Below are 22,943 nucleotides of genomic sequence, written 5' to 3'. Positions count from 1 at the left end.
CATCCCAAACCGTTACGCTGCTGCATCAAACGGTCGGGACGACGGTTGTTTCCAACGGCTCAGCGCTTCGCGAGAACCTCGCCGAACGCCTTGATCGCAGCGACCTCGTCGCCACCCCAAACGGCGCTCGACACCGCAATGAAGTCAGCACCGGCTGCCACCAGCGGTGCCGCATTCTCCGGCGTAATCCCGCCGATCGCGACGCACGGCATCTCGAACAGCGTCGACCACCAAGACAGGATCACCGGCTCGGCGGTATGCGTCGCGACCTTCGTCGTCGTCGGATAGAACGCCCCGAACGCCACGTAATCGGCCCCAGCCTCGCCCGCTTCCATCGCCAGATGACGACTGCCGTGACAGCTCACGCCGATCTGCGCATTGGGGCCGAGCTGCGCCCGCGCCTCGCGCGGATCGCCATCGTCCTGCCCGAGATGCACGCCGTCCGCGTCGAGCCGCTTCGCCAGCCCGATATCGTCGTTGACGATGAACGCGACATCACGCTCGGCACAGATCGCACGCAACGGCTCGCCCAGCGCAGCCGCCGCATGCTGGTCGATATCCTTCACGCGGAACTGGAACGCCGCCACGGGGCCAGCATCAAGCGCCCGAGCAAGACGCTCCGGAAAGTCGCCCCCGCACTCGAGCGGCGACACCAGGTAAAGCTGGCAAGCCGGCCGACGCATGTCGCGGCGGAAATTCTCGGCGAAATTGGGATCGAGCGGGCCCAGCGGATCTTCGAATTCGGTCATGTCCGCCCCCTAGCTGCTCATACCCGCCACGTCACCCCGGCGCATGACCGAAGCGACGTGCAGGCAAACCGAGGCTTATTCTTCGTTCTTGTAGATCCGGATGATCCGGTCGAGCATCGCCAGCGCCTCGTCGCGCGGACGCTGGAAGGTGTTGCGGCCGATGATCGAGCCGTTGCCGCCGCCGTCGCGAATGTCGCGCGCGTCCTGGAAGATCGCGTCCTCGCCCTTCGACGCGCCGCCCGAGAAGACGTTGATGCGACGTCCGGCAAAGCTCGACTGGACGACGTGCTTCACGCGATCCGACTGCTTCGACCAGTCGGTGTTCGCGTAAAGCGGCTTGGCTTCCTTCTGCTCGATATGCGCGGTCGGCAGCTTGGTCTTGATGATGTGCGCGCCGAGCAGCGCCGCGATGTGCGCGGCATAGGCACCAACGTCCAAAGCGAGCTCGCCGTCCTTGGTAAGCTCGCCGCCGCGCGGATACGACCAGATCACCGTGGCGATGCCGACCGACTTCGCCTCTTCGCTCAACTCGCGGATTTCCTCGACGAGATCGAAGAACTGGTCCGCGCCCGGATAGATCGTGAAGCCGATCGCCGCCGACCCGAGCCGCACCGCGTCCGACACCGTCGCCGTCACCGCCTGATCGATCGTCGTCGCCCAGCTGTTCGAGCTGTTGCACTTCAGGATCGTCGGGATCTGCCCGGCAAACGTATCCGCCCCCGCTTCGAGCATCCCGAGCGGCGCGGCATAGGCACTGAGCCCCGCGTCGATCGCGAGCTGATAGTGGTAGTGCGGGTCGTACGCCGCCGGATTGACTGAGAAGCTGCGCGCCGGGCCATGCTCGAACCCCTGGTCGACCGGCAGGATCACGAGCTTGCCAGTGCCGCCCAGCTTACCCTGCATCAGGATGCGCGCGAGGTTCGACTTCACCGCCGAGCTGGTGGCTTCGTACTTGTCGAGAATGGTTTTGACTTGGGGAGTGATCGTGGAAGTCATGCTGAAATCCTGTCTTAAAGTTCGAGCCAACGGCGCAGTGCGTCGTCGACTCGGGTCATGGTGGTGATGGGTATCGTACCAATAATCTTGACGATCTTGTTGCGGTCGACCGTATCAACCTTGTCGATCTGGATCTCGCTATCGCGAAAGAGGCCGGTTTCCGCCGATGCCTCGAGCGACACGCGAAACAGGTTCGTCCCGCTAATGACGCTGGTCAGCGGGCACAGAGAAACCGTCGTGTGATCTACAAAAAGGTCTGATTGGACCACAAGAAAGGGGCGCGGCTTGCCAGAGAAATCGCCCTTGCCCGCTCCGACGACGATCATACCGCGGACGAATTTCATGCAGGGGGCGCCCCGATGAGTGCGTCCCAATCCTCTTCACCTGCCTGCCTATCGTGATCAGCCGCCGCGAGCGACTGACGCCGTGCCTCCGCCAGGAATGCCTCGTCGTGGCGTTCGACATAGCGTCGCACGGCTTCGCGTGCGATATCGCTCTTGCTGCGCCCTTGGGTGCGCGCAACCGCCGCGAGTCGCTCTTCGAGTTCGCTATCGAGCCTGACGCCAAGCATCCGAGTCTCCGTTTAACGTGTTAAACATAGGCGGGCGGGTGTTGAGGATCAACCCCGGCTGGGCTGCTAACCTAGCGATTGACGTTGGATCTTTCGACGCCGACACTCTCGAAATACGGGGCGGGCGGCACAGGGGCGGGCCAATGAAGATCATGCAAGGCATCGTCGCATGCGCGATGATCATGACCGCCTCCGCCGCGACGGCCTCGGTAAAACTGGGCGAACCGGCGCCGCCGTTCGAACTGACGCTGATCGACGGAACCAAGGTGCGCAGTGCCATTCTGCACGGGCAGGTCGTCGTCCTGAACTTTTGGGCCACATGGTGCGGGCCGTGCAAGGCAGAGCTTCCGCTGCTCGACAGCTATTACCGCATTCGCAAGGACAACGGCCTGCGCGTGTTCGCGGTGGCAACGGAGGACTCGGTGCCTGCGTCGAAACTGAAACCCCTGTTCGCGGCGATGACGATCCCGTCGGCGCGGCGAATCAAGGGGCCGTTCGCGGTGATGGGCGCCCTCCCCACCAACATCATCGATCGCGCCGGCGTGGTTCGCTATGCGAAAGCCGGCGCGTTCGACCTGAATGAACTCAATACCCTGCTGGTCCCGTTGCTGCGGGAACCGGCGCCTTAACGCGTCAGCGCCGCGACGCCGGGAAGGTCCTTGCCTTCCATCCACTCGAGGAATGCGCCGCCTGCCGTCGATACGAACGTGAACGCGTCCGCGACGCCAGCGTGATTGAGCGCCGCAACCGTATCGCCACCGCCGGCGACCGAGACGAGCGATCCGCCTTCGGTGAGTGCCGCAGCGGTCTTGGCGAGCGCGACGGTCGCCTTGTCGAACGGCGGCGTCTCGAACGCACCGAGCGGACCATTCCACACCAACGTGCGGCAATTCTTGAGCACGTCCCCGAGCGACTCGACGGCGGCCGGCCCGACGTCGAGGATCATCTCGTCGGCGGCGACTTCGTGGACGTTGACGGTGCGGGTGGCGGGGTTCGGCTTGAACTCCTTGGCGACCACGACGTCGTACGGCAGGTGGACCGTGCAGTTCGCCCTGTCCGCAGCTTCCATGATCTGTTCGCAAACGCTCGCAAGCTCATGCTCGCAAAGGCTTTTACCGACATCGACGCCGCGTGCCGCGAGGAAGGTGTTCGCCATGCCGCCGCCGATGATCAGATGATCTACCTTGGTGACGAGATGCCGCAGCACGTCGAGCTTCGACGACACCTTGGCGCCGCCGACGACCGCCGCGACCGGATGCTCGGGTTCGCCGAGCGCCTTCTGGAGCGCATCGAGTTCGGCTTCCATAGCGCGACCGGCGAAGGCGGGTAGGACGTGCGCGAGACCCTCGGTCGAGGCATGCGCGCGGTGTGCGGCGGAGAAGGCATCGTTGACGTAGAGATCGCCAAGGCTTGCAAACCGCTGGACGACCGCCGCGTCGTTGGTCTCCTCGCCGTCGAAGAAGCGCGTGTTCTCCAGTACCGCAATGTCACCGGGTTCGAGCGTAGCGACGGCATTATCCGCCCCTTCCCAGTCGATGTAGCGGACTTCACGGCCGAGTACTTCGCTATACGGCTTCACGACTTGCGACAGCGAGAATTCGGGGCTCGGCACGCCCTTAGGACGGCCGAAATGCGCGAGGACGAGGACGATCGCGCCCTTGTCGGCAAGCTCGCCAACCGTCGCGACGGTCGCGCGCAGGCGGGTGTCGTCGGTGACGCGACCCTCGGCCATCGGCACGTTGAGGTCTTCGCGCACGAGCACGCGCTTGCCCCGGACATCGCCCATATCGTCGAGCGTCTTGAATGGCTTGGTCATGGTTCTTCGATCCTGATCTCATCACCGACGGCGATTCTGCCGCCCATCAAAACTCGGGTACAGGCCCCGCCCCGCCAGTCCGGCGTCAGCGCAGCGAACAATCCCGGCGCCAGTGCATCCATGCGGTCGCACGGATCGGTGTGACGCGTCACCTCCAGCACGACGTCCGCGCCGATGCGCAGCCGCGTGCCGGGTATCTGGGGAAGATCGAAGCCGTCGACGAGCAGGTTCGCACGGCGCTCGTACCACGGAATATCGCGCCCGACTTCAGCCATCGCGGCGTCCCAGTCGCCACGTTCGAGCAACGTAACCTGCCGCCGCCCCTTGCCACCGGGCTTCACGCGACCGCGGAAGTCGCCGTGCAAGCCAGCCTCGATGGTGATCTCGACATCGTCGATGACCTCCATCGGGCCCTTGGCGCGGGCGTGGCGGGCGATCCCGGCGATCGTGCCAACTGTCGACACACCCACTATGCCGTCACCCCAGCGAAAACTGGGGTATCCCCATTGGCGGACGCCGCGACCCGAACGGGGAGATCCCAGCTTTCGCTGGGATGACGGACTAGGGGAATGGAACGCAGCGTCCGTCTACCTTCAGATGAACTTCGCCATCGCGGTAGCCGTATCGACCATGCGGTTCGAGAAGCCCCACTCGTTGTCGTACCAGCTGACGACGCGAACCAGCTTGCCGTCGATCACCGCGGTCTCGAGGCTGTCGATCGTCGACGACGCCGGGGTATGCTGGAGATCGATCGACACCAGCGGCTCGTCCGACCAGTCGAGCACGCCTACCAGCGGGCCGCTCTCGGAGGCCGCCTTCAGCACCGCATTCACCTCTTCACGCGTCGTATCGCGCGACGGCGTGAAGGTCAGATCGATCAGCGAAACGTCCGGCACCGGCACGCGGATCGCCGAACCGTCGAGCTTGCCCTTCAGCTCCGGCAACACTTCGGCAACCGCGCGCGCGGCCCCCGTCGTGGTCGGGATCATCGACATCGCCGCAGCACGCGCGCGACGCAGGTCCGGGTGGATCTGGTCGAGAATCTTCTGGTCGTTGGTGTACGCATGCACGGTCGTCATCAGGCCGCGCTCGATGCCGATCGCATCGTTCAGCACCTTAGCGACGGGCGCGAGGCAGTTGGTGGTGCACGACGCGTTCGAGACGATCGTGTGCTCGGCGGTCAGCTTGTCGTGGTTGACGCCGTAGACGACGGTCAGGTCGACGTTCTTGCCCGGTGCCGAAATCAGCACCTTCTTGGCACCCGCATCGAGATGCTTCTGGCAGCTCGCCTTGTCGGTGAAGAAGCCGGTGCATTCAAGGACGATGTCGACGCCCAGCTCGGCGTGCGGCAGGTTCGCCGGGTCACGCTCGGCGGTGACGCGGATGCGCTTGCCGTCGACGACCAGCTCGTTGCCCTCGGCCGAAACCTCACCCGGATACTTGCCGTGCACGCTGTCGCGCTTGAACAGCCAGGCGTTCGACTTGGCATCGCCGAGATCGTTGATCGCGACGAGTTCGAGTGCGCCGTTCGACTGTTCGAGTACCGCACGGGCGACGAGACGGCCGATGCGCCCGAAACCGTTGATCGCAACCTTGACCGTCATTGCTGTCTCTCCGCTACGCCCGCGAGTCCGTTCCGGGCGCGCAGCCTTTGCGGGGCGGTGGGGCGCCCTGTCAACACCGTGGATGGTGATGGGTTTCGCCTAAACCGACTTGTCGCACCCCCCGTCCATGCTATCTCGCATGGCATGTCAGAAACACTTCCCGACGGACCAACTGCCGTCGAACGGATCGACGCCGCGATCGCACGGATCGAATCCGCCATTGCAGCCCGCACCGAAGCCGGCGACGCGCTCGCCAAGCGCCACGCTGCACTCAAGGCGCGGATGGCCGAAGCCGTCGCCGCGCTCGACGACGTCATCACGCGCGGGAGCCCCAACTGATGGCCCAGGTCATGCTCGATATCGGCGGTCGTCCCCACGCAGTCGCCTGCCGTGACGGCGAAGAGTCGCGCGTGCGCCTGCTGGGCGCGATGGTCGCCGAACGCTGGGCCACCGCGGACCGCGCGGCGGGCGGCCTCAGCGCCGAGCGCGCGATGCTGTTTGTCGCGCTGATGCTCGCCGACGACCTCGACGAAGCCGCGCACCGGCCACCCGAAGGTTCGGCGGTCAGCGAGATCGCACTGACGCGGATCGCAGATCGTCTCGAAGGCCTTGCACAAGCCCTTGAGCTAAGCCCTCCGAACGCCTAGATTGGCTGTGGCGGGTTCTGCCCGGTACGAGCCTTTATTATCCCTGAGGCTATTCATCATCCATAGGGGGCTGTCCCTGTTAGGATCCTGGTCCGAAGCATATGGTCCCCACCTGACGTACCGTGCGTCAGTGGATAACCCGGCACACGGCCATGGTGGGCCCGCCACACCACCATCTTTCCCCTATCTCAGGGTCACAAGCGCATGACCGACAAGAGCGCGCTGAGAGCCTCGCTACGCGCCGCGCGGGAAGCTCGCCCGCCCGTGGAGCTTCCTGTGCCGTCGGCGTTTCTGGCAAGGTTGAAACCCGGACTGACGGTCGCCTCCTATGTCCCGTTCGGGGGAGAAGCGGACCCCTCGCCCTTTGCGCGCGCCGCCGTCGATGCCGGATGCGTCATCGCCCTGCCCCATGTCGTCCGCCGCTCGCTGCCGATGCGCTTCCTGCCCTGGGCTACCGAGGCGGCGCTGATCGCCGGGCCATTCGGGTTGCACCAGCCCGCCGAAGACGCCGCAGAACTTGAACCCGACATCATCCTGACGCCGCTCGTCGGCTTCGATCGCAGCGGCAACCGGATCGGCCAGGGCGCCGGCTATTACGACCGCGCCTTCCTTGCCCACCCGAACGCGTGGCGCGTCGGGGTTGCGTTGTCGGTGCAGGAAGTCGACACGCTGACTCCAGACCCGTGGGACGTCCCGCTCCACGCCATCGCCACCGAATCAGACTGGATCACGCCATGACGCCAACCTGGCGCAAACCCGTCGGCATGCTCGGCATCCTGCTCCTGATCCTGGTGTGGTGCGTGGCCATTGTCAGCCTGTCGAACATCGTCGGCAGCTGGCACTGGCTGGCGCAGTTGGTATTCTACCTGTTCACCGGCCTGATCTGGATAGCACCGCTGAAGCCGGTACTGCGCTGGATGGAACTCGGGCGGTAACCCAGCCCCGCCTGCCGTCTCCCACGAACCGACGCGCTCCGTTCGCCCCCCCTACCGTTCGTCCCGAGTAGCCACCGAGTAGTCGCGTAGCGGCGTATCGAGGGGGCGTATCGAAGGAAAGGTTAGCGCAACGGAACCCATGCTTCGATACGAGCCCTCGATACGATCCTGACTGAGCTACTCGGTCTCTACTCAGCACGAACGGTATGGGTGGAGGAATGGTCCTGACCAAGCGGTGGGACTGGATGCTCGCAGCATCCAAAACTTTGAAGGGTCTCGCCCACCCTACAGGGTGGCGCGAGTGACGGGACTCGAACCCGCGACCTCCGGCGTGACAGGCCGGCGCTCTAACCAACTGAGCTACACCCGCATTCCCAATGACGAACCCTAGCGCCCCCAAGGGGCACGCGGGAAGGCTCGTCAAAACCTCAACACTATCTCGAACCATCTACCCGGTCAGGGCAAACGATGGCGCGAGTGACGGGACTCGAACCCGCGACCTCCGGCGTGACAGGCCGGCGCTCTAACCAACTGAGCTACACCCGCTGAAACAGCGTGGAGGCGGCAACTAGGCGAGGGTTCGGATACCGTCAACCCAAATTATCCGCCAGTTTCACGTTGTGCCTCGGGCGGGTCGCCACGACGGCGATTTCGCCCGGTCTTGGGCTGCACCAGCGTCCCGTGCTCGAACAGGAAGCCGGCGATGTCGGGCTTGCCAGCGGCCTTCACGATCGTCTGGATGATGATCAGCAGCGGAACCGCGAGCAACGCGCCCGACGTGCCCCACACCCATCCCCAGAAGCTCAGCGAGATCAGGATCAGCAACGGACTGATCGTCAGCCGATGCCCGACCACGAACGGCGTGATCGCGTTCGCCTCGACCAGGTGCAGCCCGTACATCAGCGCCGGCGGCAGCATCGCCATCCAGATGTCCGAGAACGTCATCAGCCCGCCCAGCGCGAGCAGGAACGCACCGATCACCGGCCCGAAATACGGGATGTAATTGAGCAGCGCGACGATCCCGCCCCACATCGCCGGATACGGCATGCCGATAAACCACAGCGCGGTCCCGGTGACGATCCCGAGCACGATGTTGATCAGCGTGATCGTGCCAAGGTACGCCGACACGTCGTCGACGATGTCCTGGATCACGCGCGCCGTCGCCATCGCGCCGTCGAAACTGGTCCGCCCAGTGATCGTCTGCCGCCGCATCCGCGTCCAGCCCGAGAGGAAGAAGAACACGATCAGCACGCCGAACAGGAACTGTACGATCACGGCCGGCGCCGACGTCGCCGCAAGTTCGAGGATCGACCCCGGCGCGGCGACCCCTGCGGTCGCCGGCTGCTTGATCGGCGTCGATGCGACCTGCCGCAGCGTCTTGTTCACGTATTTCTCGAGGCTCGAATACAAATCGAGCAGCGGTGCGAGGTTGCTCTGGATCCGGTCCAACCGGGTCGGCAGCAGGCGGAAGAAGTCGGTCGCAGGCACGAGGATCGCGGCGATCGCGATGTTCGCCGCGATCAGGAACACCAGCAGACACAATATCGCGGCCAGCGGCGACGGTACGTGACGCCGCTCGAGCCATTCCAGCACCGGCACGAGCGCCACGGAAATAACGAGCGCGATGGTGAGCGGCAGAAAAAACTCCGCCCCCGATTTCAGCGCGAACGGCGTGGCGAGGATCAGCCCGACACCCGCGGTCAGCGTCAACGCCGCGAGCAACCGATCGCGACGCTGCGCAATTCGCATCGCATCCTCGACCCCGACCGCGATCGGCAGCCCGAACGCACTCTCGGCCGGCGGACCTTCCGCAACGACGCCGTCCCCGCCCCCCGGCTGGTGCGTTTCCTGGCGAAGACCCTCGTCCGTCATGGCAATTCCTTTGCCACTCCCATCCCGTAAACGCGGTCGGCATTCAAGCCGCGCGCGGCGCCAGCGCGATGGAATTCCTCGAAAAGACCGCAGCATGTCCGATCATGTCTTGATCCCAAGCCCCCCGCTCTTCGTCAGGATGACGGAGCAGTATCAGGTACGGTCTCCTACGCCGACACCCCCACCCGGTCCTCGAACAGCACCTGCAGGTCCTTCTTCAGGATTTTCCCGTTCGCATTCCGCGGCAAAGTCTCATGCACGAAGCGTACCGCGACCGGCGTCTTGAACGCTGCCAGATGCTGCCGCACCCAGCCCTGCAACTCCGCCTCGGTCGTCACCGCCCCCGGTGCGAGATGGACCACCGCAGCCGGCTCCTCGCCGAGGATCCGGTGCGGGATGCCAATCAGCGCCGCGTCGGTTACTGCGGGGTGCGCGTAGAGGACGTTCTCGACCTCGCTGGAGTAGATGTTCTCGCCGCCGCGGATGATCATGTCCTTGGCCCGGTCGACGATGTAGCAAAATCCTTCGTCGTCGAGGCGCGCGAGATCGCCGGTCCGCACCCAGCCGTCGACGAAGGTCGAGGCGGTCGCGTCGGGCTTGTTCCAGTACCCCTTCACGATCATCGGTCCGCGCGCCCAGAGTTCGCCGACCTCGCCCGGAGGCATCTCGGTCACGCCGTCGTCCGCCACGATCTTCAGGTCGGCCGCCGCGACCGGAGGTCCCGCGCTGGTCGGGCGGTTGAGGTAATCCTCGCCGCCATGATGCGTGACGGTCGCCATCGTCTCGGTCATGCCCCAGCCATTGCCGGGCATCGCGCCGAACTCGGCATGGATGCGCTTCACCAGTTCGGGGGCAGCGGGCGCGCCGCCATAGGCGATCGATTCGAGCGAGGAGAGATCGTAGCGGCCACGGTCGGGATGCTCCAGAAGCTGCCACGCGATGGTCGGCACGCCGCCGGTGATGTTGACCTTCTCGCGCTCGATGATCTCCATCGCGCGGATCGTGTCCCATTTGCGCATGAAGATCATCGTGCTGCCGGTCGCGATCACCCCCATCATTCCCGCCGAGCAGGCGGTGACGTGGAACAGCGGAATCACCGTCAGCGTCACGCGCGGCGTCGGTTCGGGCGGTGCCTCGCCGCGGCGCAGGAACGAGCGTGCCGACGAATACCCCCCCGACAGGATGTTCGACATCATGTTGCGGTGCGTGCCAAGTGCCCCCTTGGGCGCGCCGGTGGTGCCGCTGGTGTAGAAGATCGTTGCATCGTCGTCGGATGCGATGGTCGCCTCGGGCAGACCTACGTCGGGTAGCGCAGCCCAGTCGTGCGGCGTCCCGATCACGTCCTCGAGCCGCGTCACGATCCCCGTCAGCGCTTCCGCCGCGCGCGCGACGAACACATGCTCCAGCGCCGGCAGCGTCGCATACGCAGCCTCAAGCCGATGATGCCGCTCGTCATCTGTGATCAGCACGCGCGCGCCAGAATCGGCGAGGCCATATTCCATCTCCGCGCCGGTCCACCACGCGTTGAGCGGCACCATGATCGCGCCGATGCTCGCGCCCGCAAAGAACGCGACCGGCCATTCGGGCAGGTTGCGCATCGCCAGCGCGACGCGGTCGCCGGGGCCGATCCCCATCTCGCGCAACCGGTGCGCCAGCACCGCGATCGCCCGAAAGTTCGCCTCGTAGGTGACGCGCTCATCCTCATACGCCGTGAAGACCCGTTCGCCATGCGCGCGCGCCGCCTCGGCCAGCCAGCGCAACGACGGCGGCGCGTTCTTCCAGATGCGCGTCTCGATGCCGTCGATCGTCAGCATCTCCATCTCGAACTTCGCGCCGGGCGCGGTCAGCATTCGCTCGGCATCGGCGAGCGACATCGCCGGCCAGGAGGGATCGAGTGCAATGATCGGTTCGCTTGCCAAGACCGGTTGACTCCAGAGTTGAATTTCGGGTTTGGCTTATCGCCTGTTCGAAGACAGGTTATAGTTGATTCCTGCCGCACTCAAGGCAATAGAGGCACCGAGTTCGAACTAGGGGTATGGAGCGAGTGATGGCGGGAACGATCGAATCATGAGAATCGCCAAGGCTGCGGCGCATGGCTTCGATGCGAGCCGATTGGCGGCGATCGATACGCTGCTCCAGACGCGGTACATCGATTCGGGCAAACTGCCGAACGCGCAATTGCTGATCGCGCGCGACGGCGAGATCGTCCATTTCTCGAATGCGGGCGCGGCGCGTGAGGGCGGCAAGAGCGTCGACGAAGGGTCGCTGTTCCGGATCGCGTCGATGACCAAGCCGATCACCTCGGTCGCGTTCATGATGCTGGTCGAACAGGGCCTCGTCGCGGTCGATACGCCGGTCCACCACGTGCTGCCCGAGTTCAAGGATATCGGCGTCTATGATGGCGGTGGCGGCGGCGTGCCGTTCGTGACCAGGCCAACCGCCGAACCGGTGCGGATGGTCGACCTGCTCCGCCACACCTCGGGGCTGACCTATAGCTTCCAGAACCGGTCGAACGTCGATGCCGCGTACCGCGAGGGCAAGATCGAGGGTTGGCATGGCGGGTATGACCTCGACGGCTTCATCGGCGCGCTGGCGAAGATTCCGCTCGAATTCTCGCCCGGCACCGCGTGGAATTATTCGGTCGCGACCGACGTGCTCGGCGCGGTCGTGCAGCGCGTGTCGGGCCTGCCGCTCGACCAGTTCTTCAAAGAGCGCATCTTCGCACCGCTGAAGATGGACGACACCTTCTTCCAGGTTCCGGCCGACAAGCTCGATCGCCTGACCGATTGCTACACGCTTGCGCCCGGCAAGGGCCGCGTGATGTACGATCGCGGGGCGGAGAGCGCCTGGAGCCGGCAGCCGAAGCTCGTGTCCGGCGGCGGTGGGCTCGTCTCGACCGCGCTCGATTACCACCGCTTCAACACGATGCTGCTGAACGGTGGCGAACTGGACGGCGCACGCATCCTCGGACGCAAGACGCTCGACCTGATGACGCAGAACCACCTGCCCGGAAAATCCGATCTCGCGGCGATGTCGAAGTCGCTGTTCAGCGAGGCATCGAACGCCGGTACCGGCTTCGGGCTCGGGTTCGCGATCACGGACGACGTCGCGAAGACGATGGTGCCGGGGTCGAAAGGCGAGTTCTACTGGGGCGGGATGTTCTCGACCGCGTTCTTCGTCGACCCCGTCGAGCGCCTGTCGATGGTGTTCATGACGCAGCTCTCGCCGAGCAGTTTCTATCCCATCCGCCGCGAACTGAAGACGATGATCTACGCCGCGATGACCTGAGCAATCGAATGGCCTGACCCAGCCCAAACTTCCCCGTCACCCCAGCGAAAGCTGGGGTCTCCCAATTACGAGGAGATACCAGCTTCCGCTGGCATGACATTCAAAACACAGGAGACTCCATGACCAGCCCGATCCGCACCGAACGCCATGACGACGTGCTCGTCGTCATCTCGAATAACCCTCCCGTCAACGCGCTCGGTGCTGCGGTCCGGCAGGGCCTCGAAGCGGCGATCAAGGAAGGCGTGAACGACGACAGCATCACCGCGATGGTGATCCGCTGTGATGGCCGCACGTTCTTCGCGGGCGCGGACATCACCGAGTTCGGCAAGGAGATGGTCGAGCCCGGCCTGCCCGCCGTCGTCGACATGATAGAGGCGTCGTCGAAGCCCGTCGTCGCGGCGATCCACGGCACCGCGCTCGGCGGCGGCTGCGAAGTGACGCTCGGCTGCCATTACCGCGTCGCCGTCCCTTCGGCGAAGATTGGTACGCCCGAGGTGAAGCTCGGCCTGCTGCCTGGTGCGGGCGGCACGCAGCGCATCCCGCGGATCGCCGGGGCGAAGCTCGCGCTGGAGATGACCGCGAAGGGCGATCCGATCTCGGCGAAGAAGGCGCTCGACGCCGGGCTGATCGACAAGATCGTCGGCGAGGACTCACTCGAAGCCGATGCCGTCGCGTTCGCACGCGAGATCGCGACCAAGCGCCCCCTGCCCCGCGCGTCCGAGAAAACCGCGCAGGCCGATCCGGATGCCGTGGCTGCGTTCAAGAAGGAGAACGCCCGTCGTTTCCGTAACTTCGACGCGCCGGCTGCCAACATCGCCTGCGTCGAGAAGGCCGCCGACGGCTCCAGCTTCGAGGAAGGTATCGCCTTCGAACGCCAGGAATTCATGAAGTTGATGACCGGCGTGCAATCCGCCGCACAACGCCACATCTTCTTCGCCGAGCGCCAGGCCGCCAAGATCGACGACGTCCCCGCCGACACCAAGCTGCGCGAGATCAAGCGCGTCGGCGTGATCGGCGCGGGCACGATGGGCGGCGGCATCTCGATGAACTTCCTGTCCGCGGGCATCCCGGTCACGATTGTCGAGATGCAGCAGGACGCGCTCGACCGCGGCACCGGCGTCGTGCGGAAGAACTACGAGGCGACCGCCGCCAAGGGCCGGATGAAGCCCGAGCAGGTCGAGCAGGCGATGGGCGCGCTGAAGCCAACTCTGGACTTCGTCGATCTGGCGGAATGCGACCTGATCATCGAGGCGGTTTACGAGACGATGGAGGTGAAGAAGGAGATCTTCACCAAGCTCGACGCGATCGCCAAGCCGGGCGCGATCCTGGCGTCGAACACGTCGTACCTCGACATTGATGCGATCGCGGCGTGCACCAAGCGGCCCGAGGACGTCGTCGGGATGCACTTCTTCTCGCCGGCCAACGTGATGAAATTGCTCGAGGTGGTGCGCGGCGACAAGACCGCCGACGACGTACTGGCGACGGTCATGGCGCTCGCGAAGAAGATCAAGAAGGTCGCCGTGGTGGCGGGCGTCACCTACGGGTTCATCGGCAATCGCATGCTGATGCCGCGTCAGGTCGAGGCGACCAAGCTGCTGCTGGAAGGCGCGAGCCCGGAGCAGATCGATAAGGTCCATGTCGCGTTCGGGATGCCGATGGGGCCGTTCCAGATGAGCGATCTGGCGGGCGTCGACATCGGCTGGCACCGCGACCCGAGCCGGATCGAGAACATCCGCGACGCCCTCGCGGCGGAGAATCGCTGGGGTCAGAAGACCAAGGCGGGCTTCTACGATTACGACGAGAAGCGGACGCCGTCGAACTCTGCGCGCGTCACCGAGATCATCGACGATTTCCGCAAGAAGTCGGGCGTCACGCCGCGCGAGATCAGCGACGAGGAAATCGTTGTGCGGACGCTCTACACGATGGTCAACGAAGGCGCGCTGATACTCGAAGAGGGCAAGGCACAGCGTGCGTCAGACGTCGATGTGGTCTGGATCTACGGCTACGGCTGGCCGGTATACCGCGGCGGCCCGATGTTCTGGGCGCAGTCCGAGGGGTTGGCGAAGGTCGTGGCCGGGCTGGAGAAATACGGGTTCACCGTTGCCAAGTCGTTGAAGGATGCAGCCGCAACCGCCGGTAAGATCAAGTAACTTCTACTGCCCGCCCATCCCAAGCCCCGTCATCCCAGCGAAAGCTGGGATCTCCCCTTAGGGTCGCAGCGACTGCCAAGGGGGATACCCCAGCTTTCGCTGGGGTGACGGGAGACGAGGCAGCGGACGAGACGATGACAGATAACAGAGGACAGGATGCGCTCATGACCGACCTCGACACCTTCCGTACCGAAACCCGCGCGTGGCTCGCGGAGAATTGCCCGCCCGAGATGCGCAAGCCGGTGCGCTCGGAGGACGACGTCTGCTGGGGCGGGCGTCAGTTCAAGCCTTCGAGCCCCGCGCAGAAGGAGTGGCTCGACAAGATGGCGGCGAAGGGCTGGACCGTCCCCGACTGGCCCAAGGCGTATGGCGGCGGTGGCCTGTCACCTGCTGAGACCAAAATCCTGCGCGAAGAGATGGCGGCCATAAAGGCGCGCAACCCGCTCAATTCGTTCGGGATCTCGATGCTCGGGCCGGCGTTGCTGAAATACGGTACCGAGGGGCAGAAGCTCGACCACCTCACCAAGATCGCGCGCGGCGAGATCCGCTGGTGCCAGGGCTATTCGGAGCCGAATGCGGGGTCGGACCTTGCCGGGCTTGCCACCTCGGCGGAGGACAAGGGCGATCATTATCTCGTCAACGGCCAGAAGGTGTGGACCTCCTACGCCGACAAGGCCGACTGGATCTTCTGCCTCGTCCGCACCGACAAGACCTCGAAGCAGGGCGGGATCAGCTTCGTGCTGTTCGACATGGCCTCACCGGGCGTGTCGACCAAGCCGATCCTGCTGATCAGCGGCAATTCGCCGTTCTGCGAAACGTTCTTCGACAATGTCGAAGTGCCCAAGGTCAACCGCGTCTACGAGGAGAACAAGGGCTGGGACGTCGCGAAATACCTGCTCGGGCATGAGCGCGAGATGATCTCGGGGATGGGGCTGGCGTCGAGCGGCGGCAATCCGCTGATCGACGGGGCGATCGCGACCGTCGGGCTCGGGCATGACGGGCGGCTGGCCGATCCGCTGTTGCGCGCGTCGATCGCGCTGTTCGAGGTGCGCGCGAAGGCGTTCGGGGCGATGTCCGAGCGGTTCATCGACGAGCTGAAGGCGGGCAAGGCGCATCCGGCCCAGCCGAGCATGATGAAATATTACGGTACCGAGCTGAACAAGGGTCGGTACGAATTGATGATGGCGGCGGGCGGGTCGGATGCGCTCGAATGGGACAGCGATCGGTCGCGTGGCGGGGCGATCCCGCGGTCGTGGCTGCGGACCAAGGCGAATTCGATCGAGGGCGGGACGAGCGAGATCCAGCTCAACATCATCGCCAAGCGGATCCTGGAATTGCCTGCCTGACGCAAACTCTCGCAACCCGCCCCCAGCACGTCACCCCAGCGAAAGCTGGGGTCTCCCCGTAACGGAACGCCCCCCTGCCGCATGATACCCCAGCTTTCGCTAGGGTGACGGAAGTCTTCGGGGCGACGGAGTACCCTGAAATGCCACTGTATCTAGACGACGACCAGACCGTCCTGCAGGACACCATCCGCGATTTCGTCGCAGAGCACGCGCCGGTCAGCCACATGCGCGCGTTGCGCGACGCCGAGGACGCGACCGGGTTCTCGCGCGAACTATGGAAGCAGTTCGCGGAGATGGGCTTTACCGGCATCCTGATCGGCGAGGACCAGGGCGGGCTCGGGCTCGGCCATGTCGAGGCGGGCGTGGTGCTGGAGGAGATCGGGCGCAACCTGTCCCCCTCCCCGTTCCTCTCCACCGCGGTTGCCGCAGTCGAAGCGCTTAAGGGTACGGGGCAGGCGGAGCGCTGGTTTCCGGGGATCATCGCCGGCGAGACCGTGGCGGCACTCGCGATCGACGAGGGCGCCAAGCACCGCGACACCGTGGCGATGACCGCCGAACGCTCGGGCAACGGGTTCAAGCTGACCGGCGCGAAGCGCTTCGTTACGCACGGCCACACCGCCGACCTGATCATCGTCGCCGCGCGTACCGGCGGTAGTGCCGACGACAAGGATGGCATCACGTTGTTCGCCGTGCCGAAGGATGCTGCCGGGCTGACCGCGAACGCCGAACGCCTTGCTGATTCGAGCCTCGCTGCTCGGCTGGAGTTCGAAGGAGTCGAGGTCGACGCTGATGCGGTGATCGGCGAGGTCGATGCCGGTCGTACGCCGCTCGATCGCCTGTTGCGCGCAGGTCGGACCGGGGCGTCGGCCGAGTTGCTCGGCGTCGGTGGTGGGGCGATGGACATGACCATCGGCTATATGAAGGAGCGCAAGCAGTTCGGGACGCTGATCGGCAGCTTCCAGGCGCTCCAGCACCGTGCCGCGCATCTGTATTCGGAGATGGAGGTGGCGCGGGCCGCCGTTCTCAAGGCGCAGCAACTGCTCGATCTCGGCAGCGACCGCGCGGACGAGGCGGTGTCGGTGGCCAAGGCTATGACCGCGCTGGCGACAACGCTCAGCGTGCAGGAAGGCGTGCAGATGCATGGCGGTATCGGCATGACCGACGAATACGACATCGGCTTCTACATGAAGCGCGCGCGGGTGCTGGCTGAGATGTTCGGGGATGCGAACTTCCATGCGGATCGGCTGGCGGTAGCGGCGGGGTATTGACCAGAACTTGTGTCCCCGCGAAGGCGGGTGAACACGGAGGTCAGATGAGCTTGGATACTGCCGATACGTCGCCCGAAGCACTCGCGCAGGGGCTCGTTGACCTGCTCGAGATCGAGGAGGTCGATACCGATCTCTACGTCGGCAAGCGCCAGCCGGGCGGGGTCGGCCGCGTGTTCGGCGGGCAGGTGATCGCGCAGGCTCTCCAAGCCGCGCAACGCTCGACGGAAGCCCCCAAGGCCGCGCATTCCCTCCACGCGTATTTCATGCGGCCGGGTAACGAGGACTACCCGATCGTCTACCGCGTCGTCCGCGACTTCGAGGGGCGGAGCTTCGCCACCCGCCGCGTGATCGCGATGCAGAAGGGGCAGCCGATCCTCAACATGGCGGCGTCGTTCCAGACGCCGGAGGACGGCCTCCATCATCAAGACGCGATGCCCGATGTCGCCCCGCCCGAAGACCTGCGCTCCGATCGCGAACTGCGCCTGGAGAGCATCGACGGCATCCCCGAGAAGTTCCGCGCGCACATGCTGCGCCAGCGGCCGATCGAGATCCGTCCGGTCAACCCGCGCAGTTGGATCGAGCCCGTTCCGCAGCCCGCGGCGCATGCCAACTGGTTCCGCCTCGTCGCACCGATCGGTGACGACCCGGCGATGCACCGCGCGATCCTGTCCTATGCGTCGGACATGGCGTTGCTCGGTACCGCGCTGCTGCCGCACGGCGTCAACTGGATCACGCCGGGGCTGCAGACGGCCAGCCTCGATCATTCGCTGTGGCTGCACGAGGATTTCCGCGCCGACGACTGGCTGCTCTATGCCTGCGACGCACCGTGGTCCGGACATGCCCGCGGGTTCAACCGCGGGCGTATTTTCTCACGCGATGGCCGGCTCGTCGCCAGCGTCGCGCAGGAGGGGTTGATCAGGATGCGCCAGTAACCCGCGCGGTTACTTGCGCACCCAGACCTTCTCCCCGCCGATCCACGTCTCGCTGACCTTCGTGGCGCGCAGGTCAGTCGGCGAGGCCATCGTCGGATCGCGATCGACGACGATGAAGTCCGCGCGCTGGCCCGGGGCGAGCGCACCGAACTGCTTCTCCGCGAACCCGGCATAGGCCGCCGCACCGGTCATCGCCCACCAAGCCTGTTCGCGCGTGACGAGTTCCTGCGGTTGCCAACCACCCTGTGGCTGACCATCGGCATCCTGCCGCGTGAACGCCGCCGCCCAGGTCGCGAACGGATCGGGCTTCTCGACCGGGAAGTCGGTCCCGAAGGCGAGCTTCGCTCCGTTGGTCAGCATAGATTTCCATGCATAGGCGCCGGTCAGCCGGTTCGGGCCGAGCCGTGCCTCCGCCATCGTCCGGTCGCTGGTTTCCTGCGTGGGCTGCATCGAGGCGATCGTGCCAAACTTGCCGAAGCGCGGCAGGTCGGTCGGATCGACGATCTGCGCATGCTCGACCCGCCAGCGGCGATCGCCGGTATAGGTCTCGCTCTCGACCTGGATCGCGTCGAGCACTTCCCGGTTCGCCTTGTCGCCGATCGCATGAACCGCGACCTGGAACCCGTCCATCGCCGCGCGGCTCATCTGGTTCTGAAGCTGGTCGTCGGTCAGGAAGCCGAGCCCCGACTGGCCCGGTGCGTCCGAGTAGGGTTTCAGCAGCCACGCGCCGCGCGACCCGAGCGCGCCGTCGGCATAGAGCTTCACGCCGCCCATCCGCAGGTGATCATTGTACAGCCACGGCGTCGGCCCCTTGCCGCCGATCCGGCTGGCGGTCTCGACGCCCATCGCATAGCTCATGATGCGGACGCGAAGCCCGCCGATGTCCGCCATCCGGCGATAGGTGAGCCAGTCGTCGAGGGTGGTGCCCATGTCGGCGACAGCGGTGACGCCGTAGCCGAGCAGGATGCTCTGCGCGGTCAGGAACGCGGCGTCGCGCTCCTTGGGAAGCGGTTGTGGTACGACCTTCTCGATCAGCGCCTGCGCGCCGTCGACGAACACGCCCGCGGGGGCGCCGCCGGTCTTCTCGATGCGTCCGCCGGAAGGCGAGACGGTGGCGGCGGTGACACCGGCCTCACGCATGGCCTCGCGGTTCGCCCAGCCGGCATGGCCGTCGGCGCGCGACAGCCAGATCGGATGCCCGCCCGAGACGGATTCGAGATCGGCGGCGGTCGGGAAGCGACCCAGCCCCCAGACCTCCTGGTTCCAGCCGCGCCCGAGGATCCATTTGCGATCGGGATTGCCCGCGATGTACGCCGCGATCCGCGCCTTCGCCTCGTCGAGCGATTTGGTCATCGAAAGATCGAGCGACAGCGCGCCGAAGCCGAGTTCGAGAACATGCCCGTGCGCGTCGACGAAGCCCGGCAGCACCGTCTTGCCGCCCATGTCGACACGCCAGTCGTAGAGCGGCTTGCCAGCGTTCTTCTTTAATTCCTTGCGGCTCAGCTTGGGGGCTTCCTCGCCGGGGGGCACGAGCCGCGTGACGCGACCGTCCTTGTCGACCAGGATCGCCTTGAAGTGGATCACGCGGCCACCGTCGGCGACGGTGATGCCGTTGACGTTGTCGACGATTCCATCGGCAAAAGCTGGTGTCGGGAGCAGCGCGAAGATGGCCGCAGAGATGAGATAACGCTTCACTTCGGCAATCTCCGTACCAGCGCGCTCGTATCCTGGCGGGCGCCGCCCATGGCCTGAACATCGGCGTAGAATTGATCGACCAGCGCTGCGACCGGCAGCACAGCGCCGTTGCGCCGCGCCTCGTCTAGGGCCAGCCCGAGATCCTTGCGCATCCAGTCAACCGCGAAACCGAAGTCGAATTTGTCCTTCGCCATCGTCGGCCAGCGATTGACCATCTGCCAGCTCTGCGCCGCGCCGCCCGAGATCGCGTCGAACACCTTGTCGAGATCGAGCCCCGAATTTTGCGCGAACCGCAGCGATTCAGCGACGCCCTGAATCACGCCGGCAATCGCGATCTGGTTGCACATCTTGGTCGTCTGGCCAGCCCCCGCCTCGCCGACGTGGACGATGCGCGCGGCATAGGCCCGCATGAAGGGTTCGGCCTTCGCCATCGCCTCGGCCGATCCGCCGCACATGATCGAGAGCTTGCCGTTCTCCGCGCCCGCCTGTCCGCCCGACACCGGGGCGTCGACTACCAGCGTGCGCTCGCCCGCGAGCCGCCGCGCGATCGAGGCGGAGACCGTCGTGTGATCGACGAACACCGCGTCGTCGCGCATCGCGGCGAACGCGCCGTCCTCGCCTAAAGTGACCAAGGCCAGATCGTCGTCATTGCCGACGCAGGCGAACACCGCATCGGCATCCTTCGCCGCGGCGGCCGGCGTGTCGGCGACCTTGCCGCCAGATTTATCGGCCCATGCCAACGCCTTGGCCTGAGTCCGATTATAGACGGTGACGTCGTGCCCTGCCGCGGCGAGGTGTCCCGCCATCGGCGCGCCCATGACGCCGGTTCCGATGAATGCCAGTTTTGCCATAGCGTCCGCGCATAAGCGGTGTTTCCCACGCGCGCCAGATGGTCTAGCGGGTCGGACATGGCTACCCACGCTGCCGTAGCGGCACCCACCCTCCCCGTCTCGATCGACGACGTCCGCGTCGCGCATGACCGGATCCGCGACTCGATCGTCCGCACGCCGACGCTGATCAGCAAGACGCTGAGCAAGATGACCGGCGCGACGGTGTATCTGAAGTTCGAGAACCTCCAGTTCACCGCGGCGTACAAGGAGCGCGGCGCGCTCAACACGCTGTTGCAGCTGTCGGCCGAAGCGCGCGCGAAGGGCGTCATCGCCGCGTCGGCGGGCAATCACGCGCAGGGCCTCGCCTATCATGCCAACCGCCTGGGCATTCCGACGACGATCGTGATGCCGACCAACACGCCGACCGTGAAGGTCATGCAGACCGAGGGCCACGGCGCCAACGTCGTGCTGCACGGCGAGACGTTCGACGCGGCCTATGCCCACGCTCGCATCCTCGAAGGCGAGTGCGGCTTCACCTTCGTCCACCCGTTCGACGACCCGCGCGTCATCGCAGGGCAAGGCACCGTCGCGATCGAGATGCTGCAGGACGTGCCGCAGCTCGATACTCTGGTCATCCCGATCGGCGGCGGCGGACTGATCTCGGGCATGTCGACGGTCGCGCGAGCTTTGAGCGAAGCGCCGGGCGGTCACCCGATCGAGGTCGTCGGCGTGCAGGCCGAGTTGTTCCCGTCGATGTACAACCGCATCAACGGCACGGACATGGCGTGCGCGGGCGATACGCTGGCCGAGGGCATCGCGGTCAAGGAGCCGGGCGCGATCACCTCGAAGATCGTCGCCGAACTGGTCGACGAGATCGTCCTCGTCAGCGAACGCAGCCTGGAAGAGTCCGTCAGCCTGCTGCTCCAGATCGAGAAGACCGTGGTCGAGGGCGCCGGTGCCGCCGGGCTCGCCGCGCTGCTGTCGCATCCCGAGCGGTTCGCGGGCAAGACCGTCGGCATCGTGCTGTGCGGGGGCAATATCGATACGCGGCTGCTCGCCAACGTGCTGTTGCGCGATCTGGCGCGGTCGGGGCGGCTCGCGCGGTTGCGGATCCGGTTGCAGGACAAGCCGGGTGCGCTCTTCCATGTCGCGCGGATCTTCGACCAGGAACGCGTCAACATCATCGAAATCTATCACCAGCGCGTCTTCACGACGTTGCCGGCGAAAGGGCTCATCACCGACATCGAATGCGAGCTCCGCGACCGGGCGCACCTCGATCGGCTGGTGGGGGCATTGCGGGCTGGCGGGTACGAGACGTCGACCGTCGAGCTGGCGTGATCCCATTCTGATACGGCGATTTACCGCGTTTACCGACATTCGTGGTAAACCGATTGCACGTTTGCGGTGGACGGCCATATACGAGGCGACGCGGCTGATCGCGCCTGCCTGAAGGACTTTCCGCTCGGTGACCGCGCCCTTTCGTTTCCCGCGCTTCTTCGTCACCAGCCCTGCGCCGTGTCCGTATCTGCCGGATCGTCAGGAGCGAAAGGTGTTCACCGAACTGACCGGTCCGCACGCGAACGAACTGAACGATGCGCTAGGGCGGATCGGGTTTCGTCGCAGCCAGGGCGTGGCGTATCGGCCGTCCTGCTCGGGGTGTACGGCGTGCGTCTCGGTCCGCGTGGTGACCGATGAGTTCGTGCCCAACGCGACCCAGCGCAAACTGCTGAAGCGGCTCGGCGATATCGAGATTACCGCGTGCAAGGCATGGGCGACCGACGAGCAGTTTCAGTTGCTCCGCCGTTACCTCGGCACGCGGCATCCGGGCGGCGGGATGGCCGGCATGGACGAGGACGATTACGCCGACATGATCGAGCATTCGCCGGTCAATTCGGTGATCGTCGAGTACCGCGATCGGTCGGTCGACGGCGTGCCGGGAGCGCTGATCGGCGCCTGCCTGACCGATCGCCAGGCGGACGGCCTCTCGATGGTCTACAGTTTCTTCGCGGCCGACGACACGGCGCGACCGGGGCTCGGCAACTTCATCATCATGGACCATATCCTGCGCGCCCGCGATGCGGGGCTGCCGTACGTGTATCTCGGATATTGGGTAAAGGGCTCGCCGCGGATGGAATACAAGACGCGGTACCGGCCGCTGGAAGTGCTCGGGCCGGCGGGGTGGCGGCGGCTGGAGGATGCGGATCTGGTAACGCCGCTGGCACGGGTCGCGGCGCTGGCGTAACC

General features: G+C 65.5%; 23 protein-coding genes and 2 tRNA genes. 12 read left to right on the top strand and 13 right to left on the bottom strand.

Annotated features, from left to right (window positions below):
- Window positions 1-59: 59 nt before the first annotated feature.
- The 4 genes from thiE to relB form a co-directional block, all read right to left on the bottom strand.
- Window positions 60-749, bottom strand: a complete 690-nt coding sequence (gene thiE / locus IFR23_RS10190; RefSeq protein ID WP_192975777.1) for a thiamine phosphate synthase — start codon at window positions 747-749, stop codon at window positions 60-62.
- A 75-nt stretch (window positions 750-824) separates the two neighbouring features.
- The gene (locus IFR23_RS10185) at window positions 825-1,745 is read right to left on the bottom strand and encodes a class I fructose-bisphosphate aldolase (RefSeq protein ID WP_192975776.1); all 921 of its coding nucleotides are present in this window, start codon (window positions 1,743-1,745) and stop codon (window positions 825-827) included.
- Window positions 1,746-1,759: 14 nt separating this feature from the next.
- A complete protein-coding gene (locus IFR23_RS10180) occupies window positions 1,760-2,089 on the bottom strand; it encodes a type II toxin-antitoxin system PemK/MazF family toxin (RefSeq protein ID WP_244655585.1) in 330 nt (109 codons plus the stop codon).
- Window positions 2,086-2,316 (bottom strand): type II toxin-antitoxin system RelB family antitoxin, encoded by a 231-nt coding sequence (gene relB / locus IFR23_RS10175; protein WP_056482291.1) that lies wholly within the window; start codon window positions 2,314-2,316, stop codon window positions 2,086-2,088. Before relB ends, IFR23_RS10180 begins: the two co-directional genes overlap by 4 nt.
- Before the next feature lie 152 nt (window positions 2,317-2,468).
- Between relB and IFR23_RS10170 the strand changes: the two genes are divergently transcribed.
- Complete coding sequence (locus tag IFR23_RS10170; protein WP_192975775.1) at window positions 2,469-2,945, top strand: TlpA family protein disulfide reductase; 477 nt, start codon at window positions 2,469-2,471, stop codon at window positions 2,943-2,945.
- On the opposite strand, the gene IFR23_RS10165 is transcribed toward IFR23_RS10170, so the two are convergent.
- The 3 genes from IFR23_RS10165 to gap all read right to left on the bottom strand — a co-directional run bounded on the left by IFR23_RS10165 (window position 2,942) and on the right by gap (window position 5,736).
- Window positions 2,942-4,132 (bottom strand): phosphoglycerate kinase, encoded by a 1,191-nt coding sequence (locus IFR23_RS10165; RefSeq protein WP_192975774.1) that lies wholly within the window; start codon window positions 4,130-4,132, stop codon window positions 2,942-2,944. The two genes, IFR23_RS10170 and IFR23_RS10165, sit on opposite strands and share 4 nt — an antisense overlap.
- Window positions 4,129-4,539 (bottom strand): MOSC domain-containing protein, encoded by a 411-nt coding sequence (locus IFR23_RS10160; RefSeq protein WP_060524688.1) that lies wholly within the window; start codon window positions 4,537-4,539, stop codon window positions 4,129-4,131. Before IFR23_RS10160 ends, IFR23_RS10165 begins: the two co-directional genes overlap by 4 nt.
- A gap of 186 nt (window positions 4,540-4,725) precedes the next feature.
- Window positions 4,726-5,736 (bottom strand): type I glyceraldehyde-3-phosphate dehydrogenase, encoded by a 1,011-nt coding sequence (gap, locus tag IFR23_RS10155; protein WP_056048489.1) that lies wholly within the window; start codon window positions 5,734-5,736, stop codon window positions 4,726-4,728.
- A 144-nt stretch (window positions 5,737-5,880) separates the two neighbouring features.
- On the opposite strand from gap, the gene IFR23_RS10150 reads away from it, so the two are divergent.
- The 4 genes from IFR23_RS10150 to IFR23_RS10135 all read left to right on the top strand — a co-directional run bounded on the left by IFR23_RS10150 (window position 5,881) and on the right by IFR23_RS10135 (window position 7,318).
- Complete coding sequence (locus IFR23_RS10150; protein WP_181321090.1) at window positions 5,881-6,075, top strand: hypothetical protein; 195 nt, start codon at window positions 5,881-5,883, stop codon at window positions 6,073-6,075.
- Complete coding sequence (locus IFR23_RS10145; protein ID WP_056048487.1) at window positions 6,075-6,383, top strand: cell division protein ZapA; 309 nt, start codon at window positions 6,075-6,077, stop codon at window positions 6,381-6,383. The genes IFR23_RS10150 and IFR23_RS10145 overlap by 1 nt, the downstream gene beginning before the upstream one ends.
- 204 nt (window positions 6,384-6,587) lie before the next feature.
- Window positions 6,588-7,121, top strand: coding sequence for a 5-formyltetrahydrofolate cyclo-ligase (locus IFR23_RS10140; RefSeq protein ID WP_192975773.1), 534 nt, complete (start codon window positions 6,588-6,590; stop codon window positions 7,119-7,121).
- The gene (locus IFR23_RS10135) at window positions 7,118-7,318 is read left to right on the top strand and encodes a DUF2842 domain-containing protein (RefSeq protein WP_132739963.1); all 201 of its coding nucleotides are present in this window, start codon (window positions 7,118-7,120) and stop codon (window positions 7,316-7,318) included. The genes IFR23_RS10140 and IFR23_RS10135 overlap by 4 nt, the downstream gene beginning before the upstream one ends.
- A 293-nt stretch (window positions 7,319-7,611) precedes the next feature.
- On the opposite strand, the gene IFR23_RS10130 is transcribed toward IFR23_RS10135, so the two are convergent.
- The 4 genes from IFR23_RS10130 to IFR23_RS10115 form a co-directional block, all read right to left on the bottom strand.
- Window positions 7,612-7,688, bottom strand: a tRNA-Asp gene (locus IFR23_RS10130).
- Between the two features lie 99 nt (window positions 7,689-7,787).
- Window positions 7,788-7,864, bottom strand: a tRNA-Asp gene (locus IFR23_RS10125).
- Between the two features lie 54 nt (window positions 7,865-7,918).
- A complete protein-coding gene (locus tag IFR23_RS10120) occupies window positions 7,919-9,067 on the bottom strand; it encodes an AI-2E family transporter (RefSeq protein ID WP_107962265.1) in 1,149 nt (382 codons plus the stop codon).
- 290 nt (window positions 9,068-9,357) lie between these two features.
- Window positions 9,358-11,064, bottom strand: a complete 1,707-nt coding sequence (locus tag IFR23_RS10115; RefSeq protein WP_192975931.1) for a class I adenylate-forming enzyme family protein — start codon at window positions 11,062-11,064, stop codon at window positions 9,358-9,360.
- A 193-nt stretch (window positions 11,065-11,257) separates the two neighbouring features.
- On the opposite strand from IFR23_RS10115, the gene IFR23_RS10110 reads away from it, so the two are divergent.
- The 5 genes from IFR23_RS10110 (at window position 11,258) to IFR23_RS10090 (ending at window position 18,174) form a co-directional block, all read left to right on the top strand.
- Window positions 11,258-12,478, top strand: a complete 1,221-nt coding sequence (locus tag IFR23_RS10110) for a serine hydrolase domain-containing protein (RefSeq protein ID WP_192975772.1) — start codon at window positions 11,258-11,260, stop codon at window positions 12,476-12,478.
- Between the two features lie 119 nt (window positions 12,479-12,597).
- Entirely contained in the window at window positions 12,598-14,628 is a 2,031-nt protein-coding gene (locus IFR23_RS10105; protein ID WP_192975771.1) for a 3-hydroxyacyl-CoA dehydrogenase NAD-binding domain-containing protein, read from the top strand.
- Between the two features lie 164 nt (window positions 14,629-14,792).
- The gene (locus IFR23_RS10100; RefSeq protein ID WP_192975770.1) at window positions 14,793-15,974 is read left to right on the top strand and encodes an acyl-CoA dehydrogenase family protein; all 1,182 of its coding nucleotides are present in this window, start codon (window positions 14,793-14,795) and stop codon (window positions 15,972-15,974) included.
- A 140-nt stretch (window positions 15,975-16,114) separates the two neighbouring features.
- The gene (locus IFR23_RS10095) at window positions 16,115-17,242 is read left to right on the top strand and encodes an acyl-CoA dehydrogenase family protein (RefSeq protein WP_192975769.1); all 1,128 of its coding nucleotides are present in this window, start codon (window positions 16,115-16,117) and stop codon (window positions 17,240-17,242) included.
- A 44-nt stretch (window positions 17,243-17,286) separates the two neighbouring features.
- The gene (locus IFR23_RS10090; protein WP_056058260.1) at window positions 17,287-18,174 is read left to right on the top strand and encodes an acyl-CoA thioesterase; all 888 of its coding nucleotides are present in this window, start codon (window positions 17,287-17,289) and stop codon (window positions 18,172-18,174) included.
- A gap of 9 nt (window positions 18,175-18,183) precedes the next feature.
- Here IFR23_RS10090 and IFR23_RS10085 read toward each other — a convergent pair whose 3' ends face one another.
- Both IFR23_RS10085 and IFR23_RS10080 read right to left on the bottom strand, forming a co-directional pair.
- The gene (locus IFR23_RS10085; RefSeq protein WP_342344928.1) at window positions 18,184-19,869 is read right to left on the bottom strand and encodes an amidohydrolase; all 1,686 of its coding nucleotides are present in this window, start codon (window positions 19,867-19,869) and stop codon (window positions 18,184-18,186) included.
- Window positions 19,866-20,720: an NAD(P)-dependent oxidoreductase gene (locus IFR23_RS10080; protein ID WP_192975768.1), complete on the bottom strand. Its 855-nt coding sequence runs from the start codon at window positions 20,718-20,720 to the stop codon at window positions 19,866-19,868. Before IFR23_RS10080 ends, IFR23_RS10085 begins: the two co-directional genes overlap by 4 nt.
- A 57-nt stretch (window positions 20,721-20,777) precedes the next feature.
- Between IFR23_RS10080 and IFR23_RS10075 the strand changes: the two genes are divergently transcribed.
- Window positions 20,778-22,037 carry a threonine ammonia-lyase gene (locus tag IFR23_RS10075; RefSeq protein WP_192144929.1) on the top strand — a complete coding sequence of 420 codons (1,260 nt, stop codon included), beginning with the start codon at window positions 20,778-20,780 and terminating at the stop codon, window positions 22,035-22,037.
- Window positions 22,038-22,164: 127 nt separating this feature from the next.
- Window positions 22,165-22,941 carry an arginyltransferase gene (locus IFR23_RS10070; RefSeq protein ID WP_192975767.1) on the top strand — a complete coding sequence of 259 codons (777 nt, stop codon included), beginning with the start codon at window positions 22,165-22,167 and terminating at the stop codon, window positions 22,939-22,941.
- Window positions 22,942-22,943: the final 2 nt, after the last annotated feature.

The organism is Sphingomonas sp. CFBP 13603, assembly GCF_014892665.1.
GTDB lineage: Bacteria > Pseudomonadota > Alphaproteobacteria > Sphingomonadales > Sphingomonadaceae > Sphingomonas.
Note: the sequence above shows the minus strand (reverse complement) of the source record. Positions and strands in the feature narration are given on the sequence as shown.

Excerpts from the sequence above, each read along its gene's own strand:
- thiE (WP_192975777.1), bottom strand. The coding sequence starts at position 749 with ATGACCGAATTCGAAGATCCGCTGGGCCCGCTCGATCCCAATTTCGCC.
- IFR23_RS10185 (WP_192975776.1), bottom strand. The coding sequence starts at position 1,745 with ATGACTTCCACGATCACTCCCCAAGTCAAAACCATTCTCGACAAGTAC.
- IFR23_RS10180 (WP_244655585.1), bottom strand. The coding sequence starts at position 2,089 with ATGAAATTCGTCCGCGGTATGATCGTCGTCGGAGCGGGCAAGGGCGAT.
- relB (WP_056482291.1), bottom strand. The coding sequence starts at position 2,316 with ATGCTTGGCGTCAGGCTCGATAGCGAACTCGAAGAGCGACTCGCGGCG.
- IFR23_RS10170 (WP_192975775.1), top strand. The coding sequence starts at position 2,469 with ATGCAAGGCATCGTCGCATGCGCGATGATCATGACCGCCTCCGCCGCG.
- IFR23_RS10165 (WP_192975774.1), bottom strand. The coding sequence starts at position 4,132 with ATGACCAAGCCATTCAAGACGCTCGACGATATGGGCGATGTCCGGGGC.
- IFR23_RS10160 (WP_060524688.1), bottom strand. The coding sequence starts at position 4,539 with ATGGAGGTCATCGACGATGTCGAGATCACCATCGAGGCTGGCTTGCAC.
- gap (WP_056048489.1), bottom strand. The coding sequence starts at position 5,736 with ATGACGGTCAAGGTTGCGATCAACGGTTTCGGGCGCATCGGCCGTCTC.
- IFR23_RS10150 (WP_181321090.1), top strand. The coding sequence starts at position 5,881 with ATGTCAGAAACACTTCCCGACGGACCAACTGCCGTCGAACGGATCGAC.
- IFR23_RS10145 (WP_056048487.1), top strand. The coding sequence starts at position 6,075 with ATGGCCCAGGTCATGCTCGATATCGGCGGTCGTCCCCACGCAGTCGCC.
- IFR23_RS10140 (WP_192975773.1), top strand. The coding sequence starts at position 6,588 with ATGACCGACAAGAGCGCGCTGAGAGCCTCGCTACGCGCCGCGCGGGAA.
- IFR23_RS10135 (WP_132739963.1), top strand. The coding sequence starts at position 7,118 with ATGACGCCAACCTGGCGCAAACCCGTCGGCATGCTCGGCATCCTGCTC.
- IFR23_RS10120 (WP_107962265.1), bottom strand. The coding sequence starts at position 9,067 with ATGCGAATTGCGCAGCGTCGCGATCGGTTGCTCGCGGCGTTGACGCTG.
- IFR23_RS10115 (WP_192975931.1), bottom strand. The coding sequence starts at position 11,064 with ATGTCGCTCGCCGATGCCGAGCGAATGCTGACCGCGCCCGGCGCGAAG.
- IFR23_RS10110 (WP_192975772.1), top strand. The coding sequence starts at position 11,258 with ATGAGAATCGCCAAGGCTGCGGCGCATGGCTTCGATGCGAGCCGATTG.
- IFR23_RS10105 (WP_192975771.1), top strand. The coding sequence starts at position 12,598 with ATGACCAGCCCGATCCGCACCGAACGCCATGACGACGTGCTCGTCGTC.
- IFR23_RS10100 (WP_192975770.1), top strand. The coding sequence starts at position 14,793 with ATGACCGACCTCGACACCTTCCGTACCGAAACCCGCGCGTGGCTCGCG.
- IFR23_RS10095 (WP_192975769.1), top strand. The coding sequence starts at position 16,115 with ATGCCACTGTATCTAGACGACGACCAGACCGTCCTGCAGGACACCATC.
- IFR23_RS10090 (WP_056058260.1), top strand. The coding sequence starts at position 17,287 with ATGAGCTTGGATACTGCCGATACGTCGCCCGAAGCACTCGCGCAGGGG.
- IFR23_RS10080 (WP_192975768.1), bottom strand. The coding sequence starts at position 20,720 with ATGGCAAAACTGGCATTCATCGGAACCGGCGTCATGGGCGCGCCGATG.
- IFR23_RS10075 (WP_192144929.1), top strand. The coding sequence starts at position 20,778 with ATGGCTACCCACGCTGCCGTAGCGGCACCCACCCTCCCCGTCTCGATC.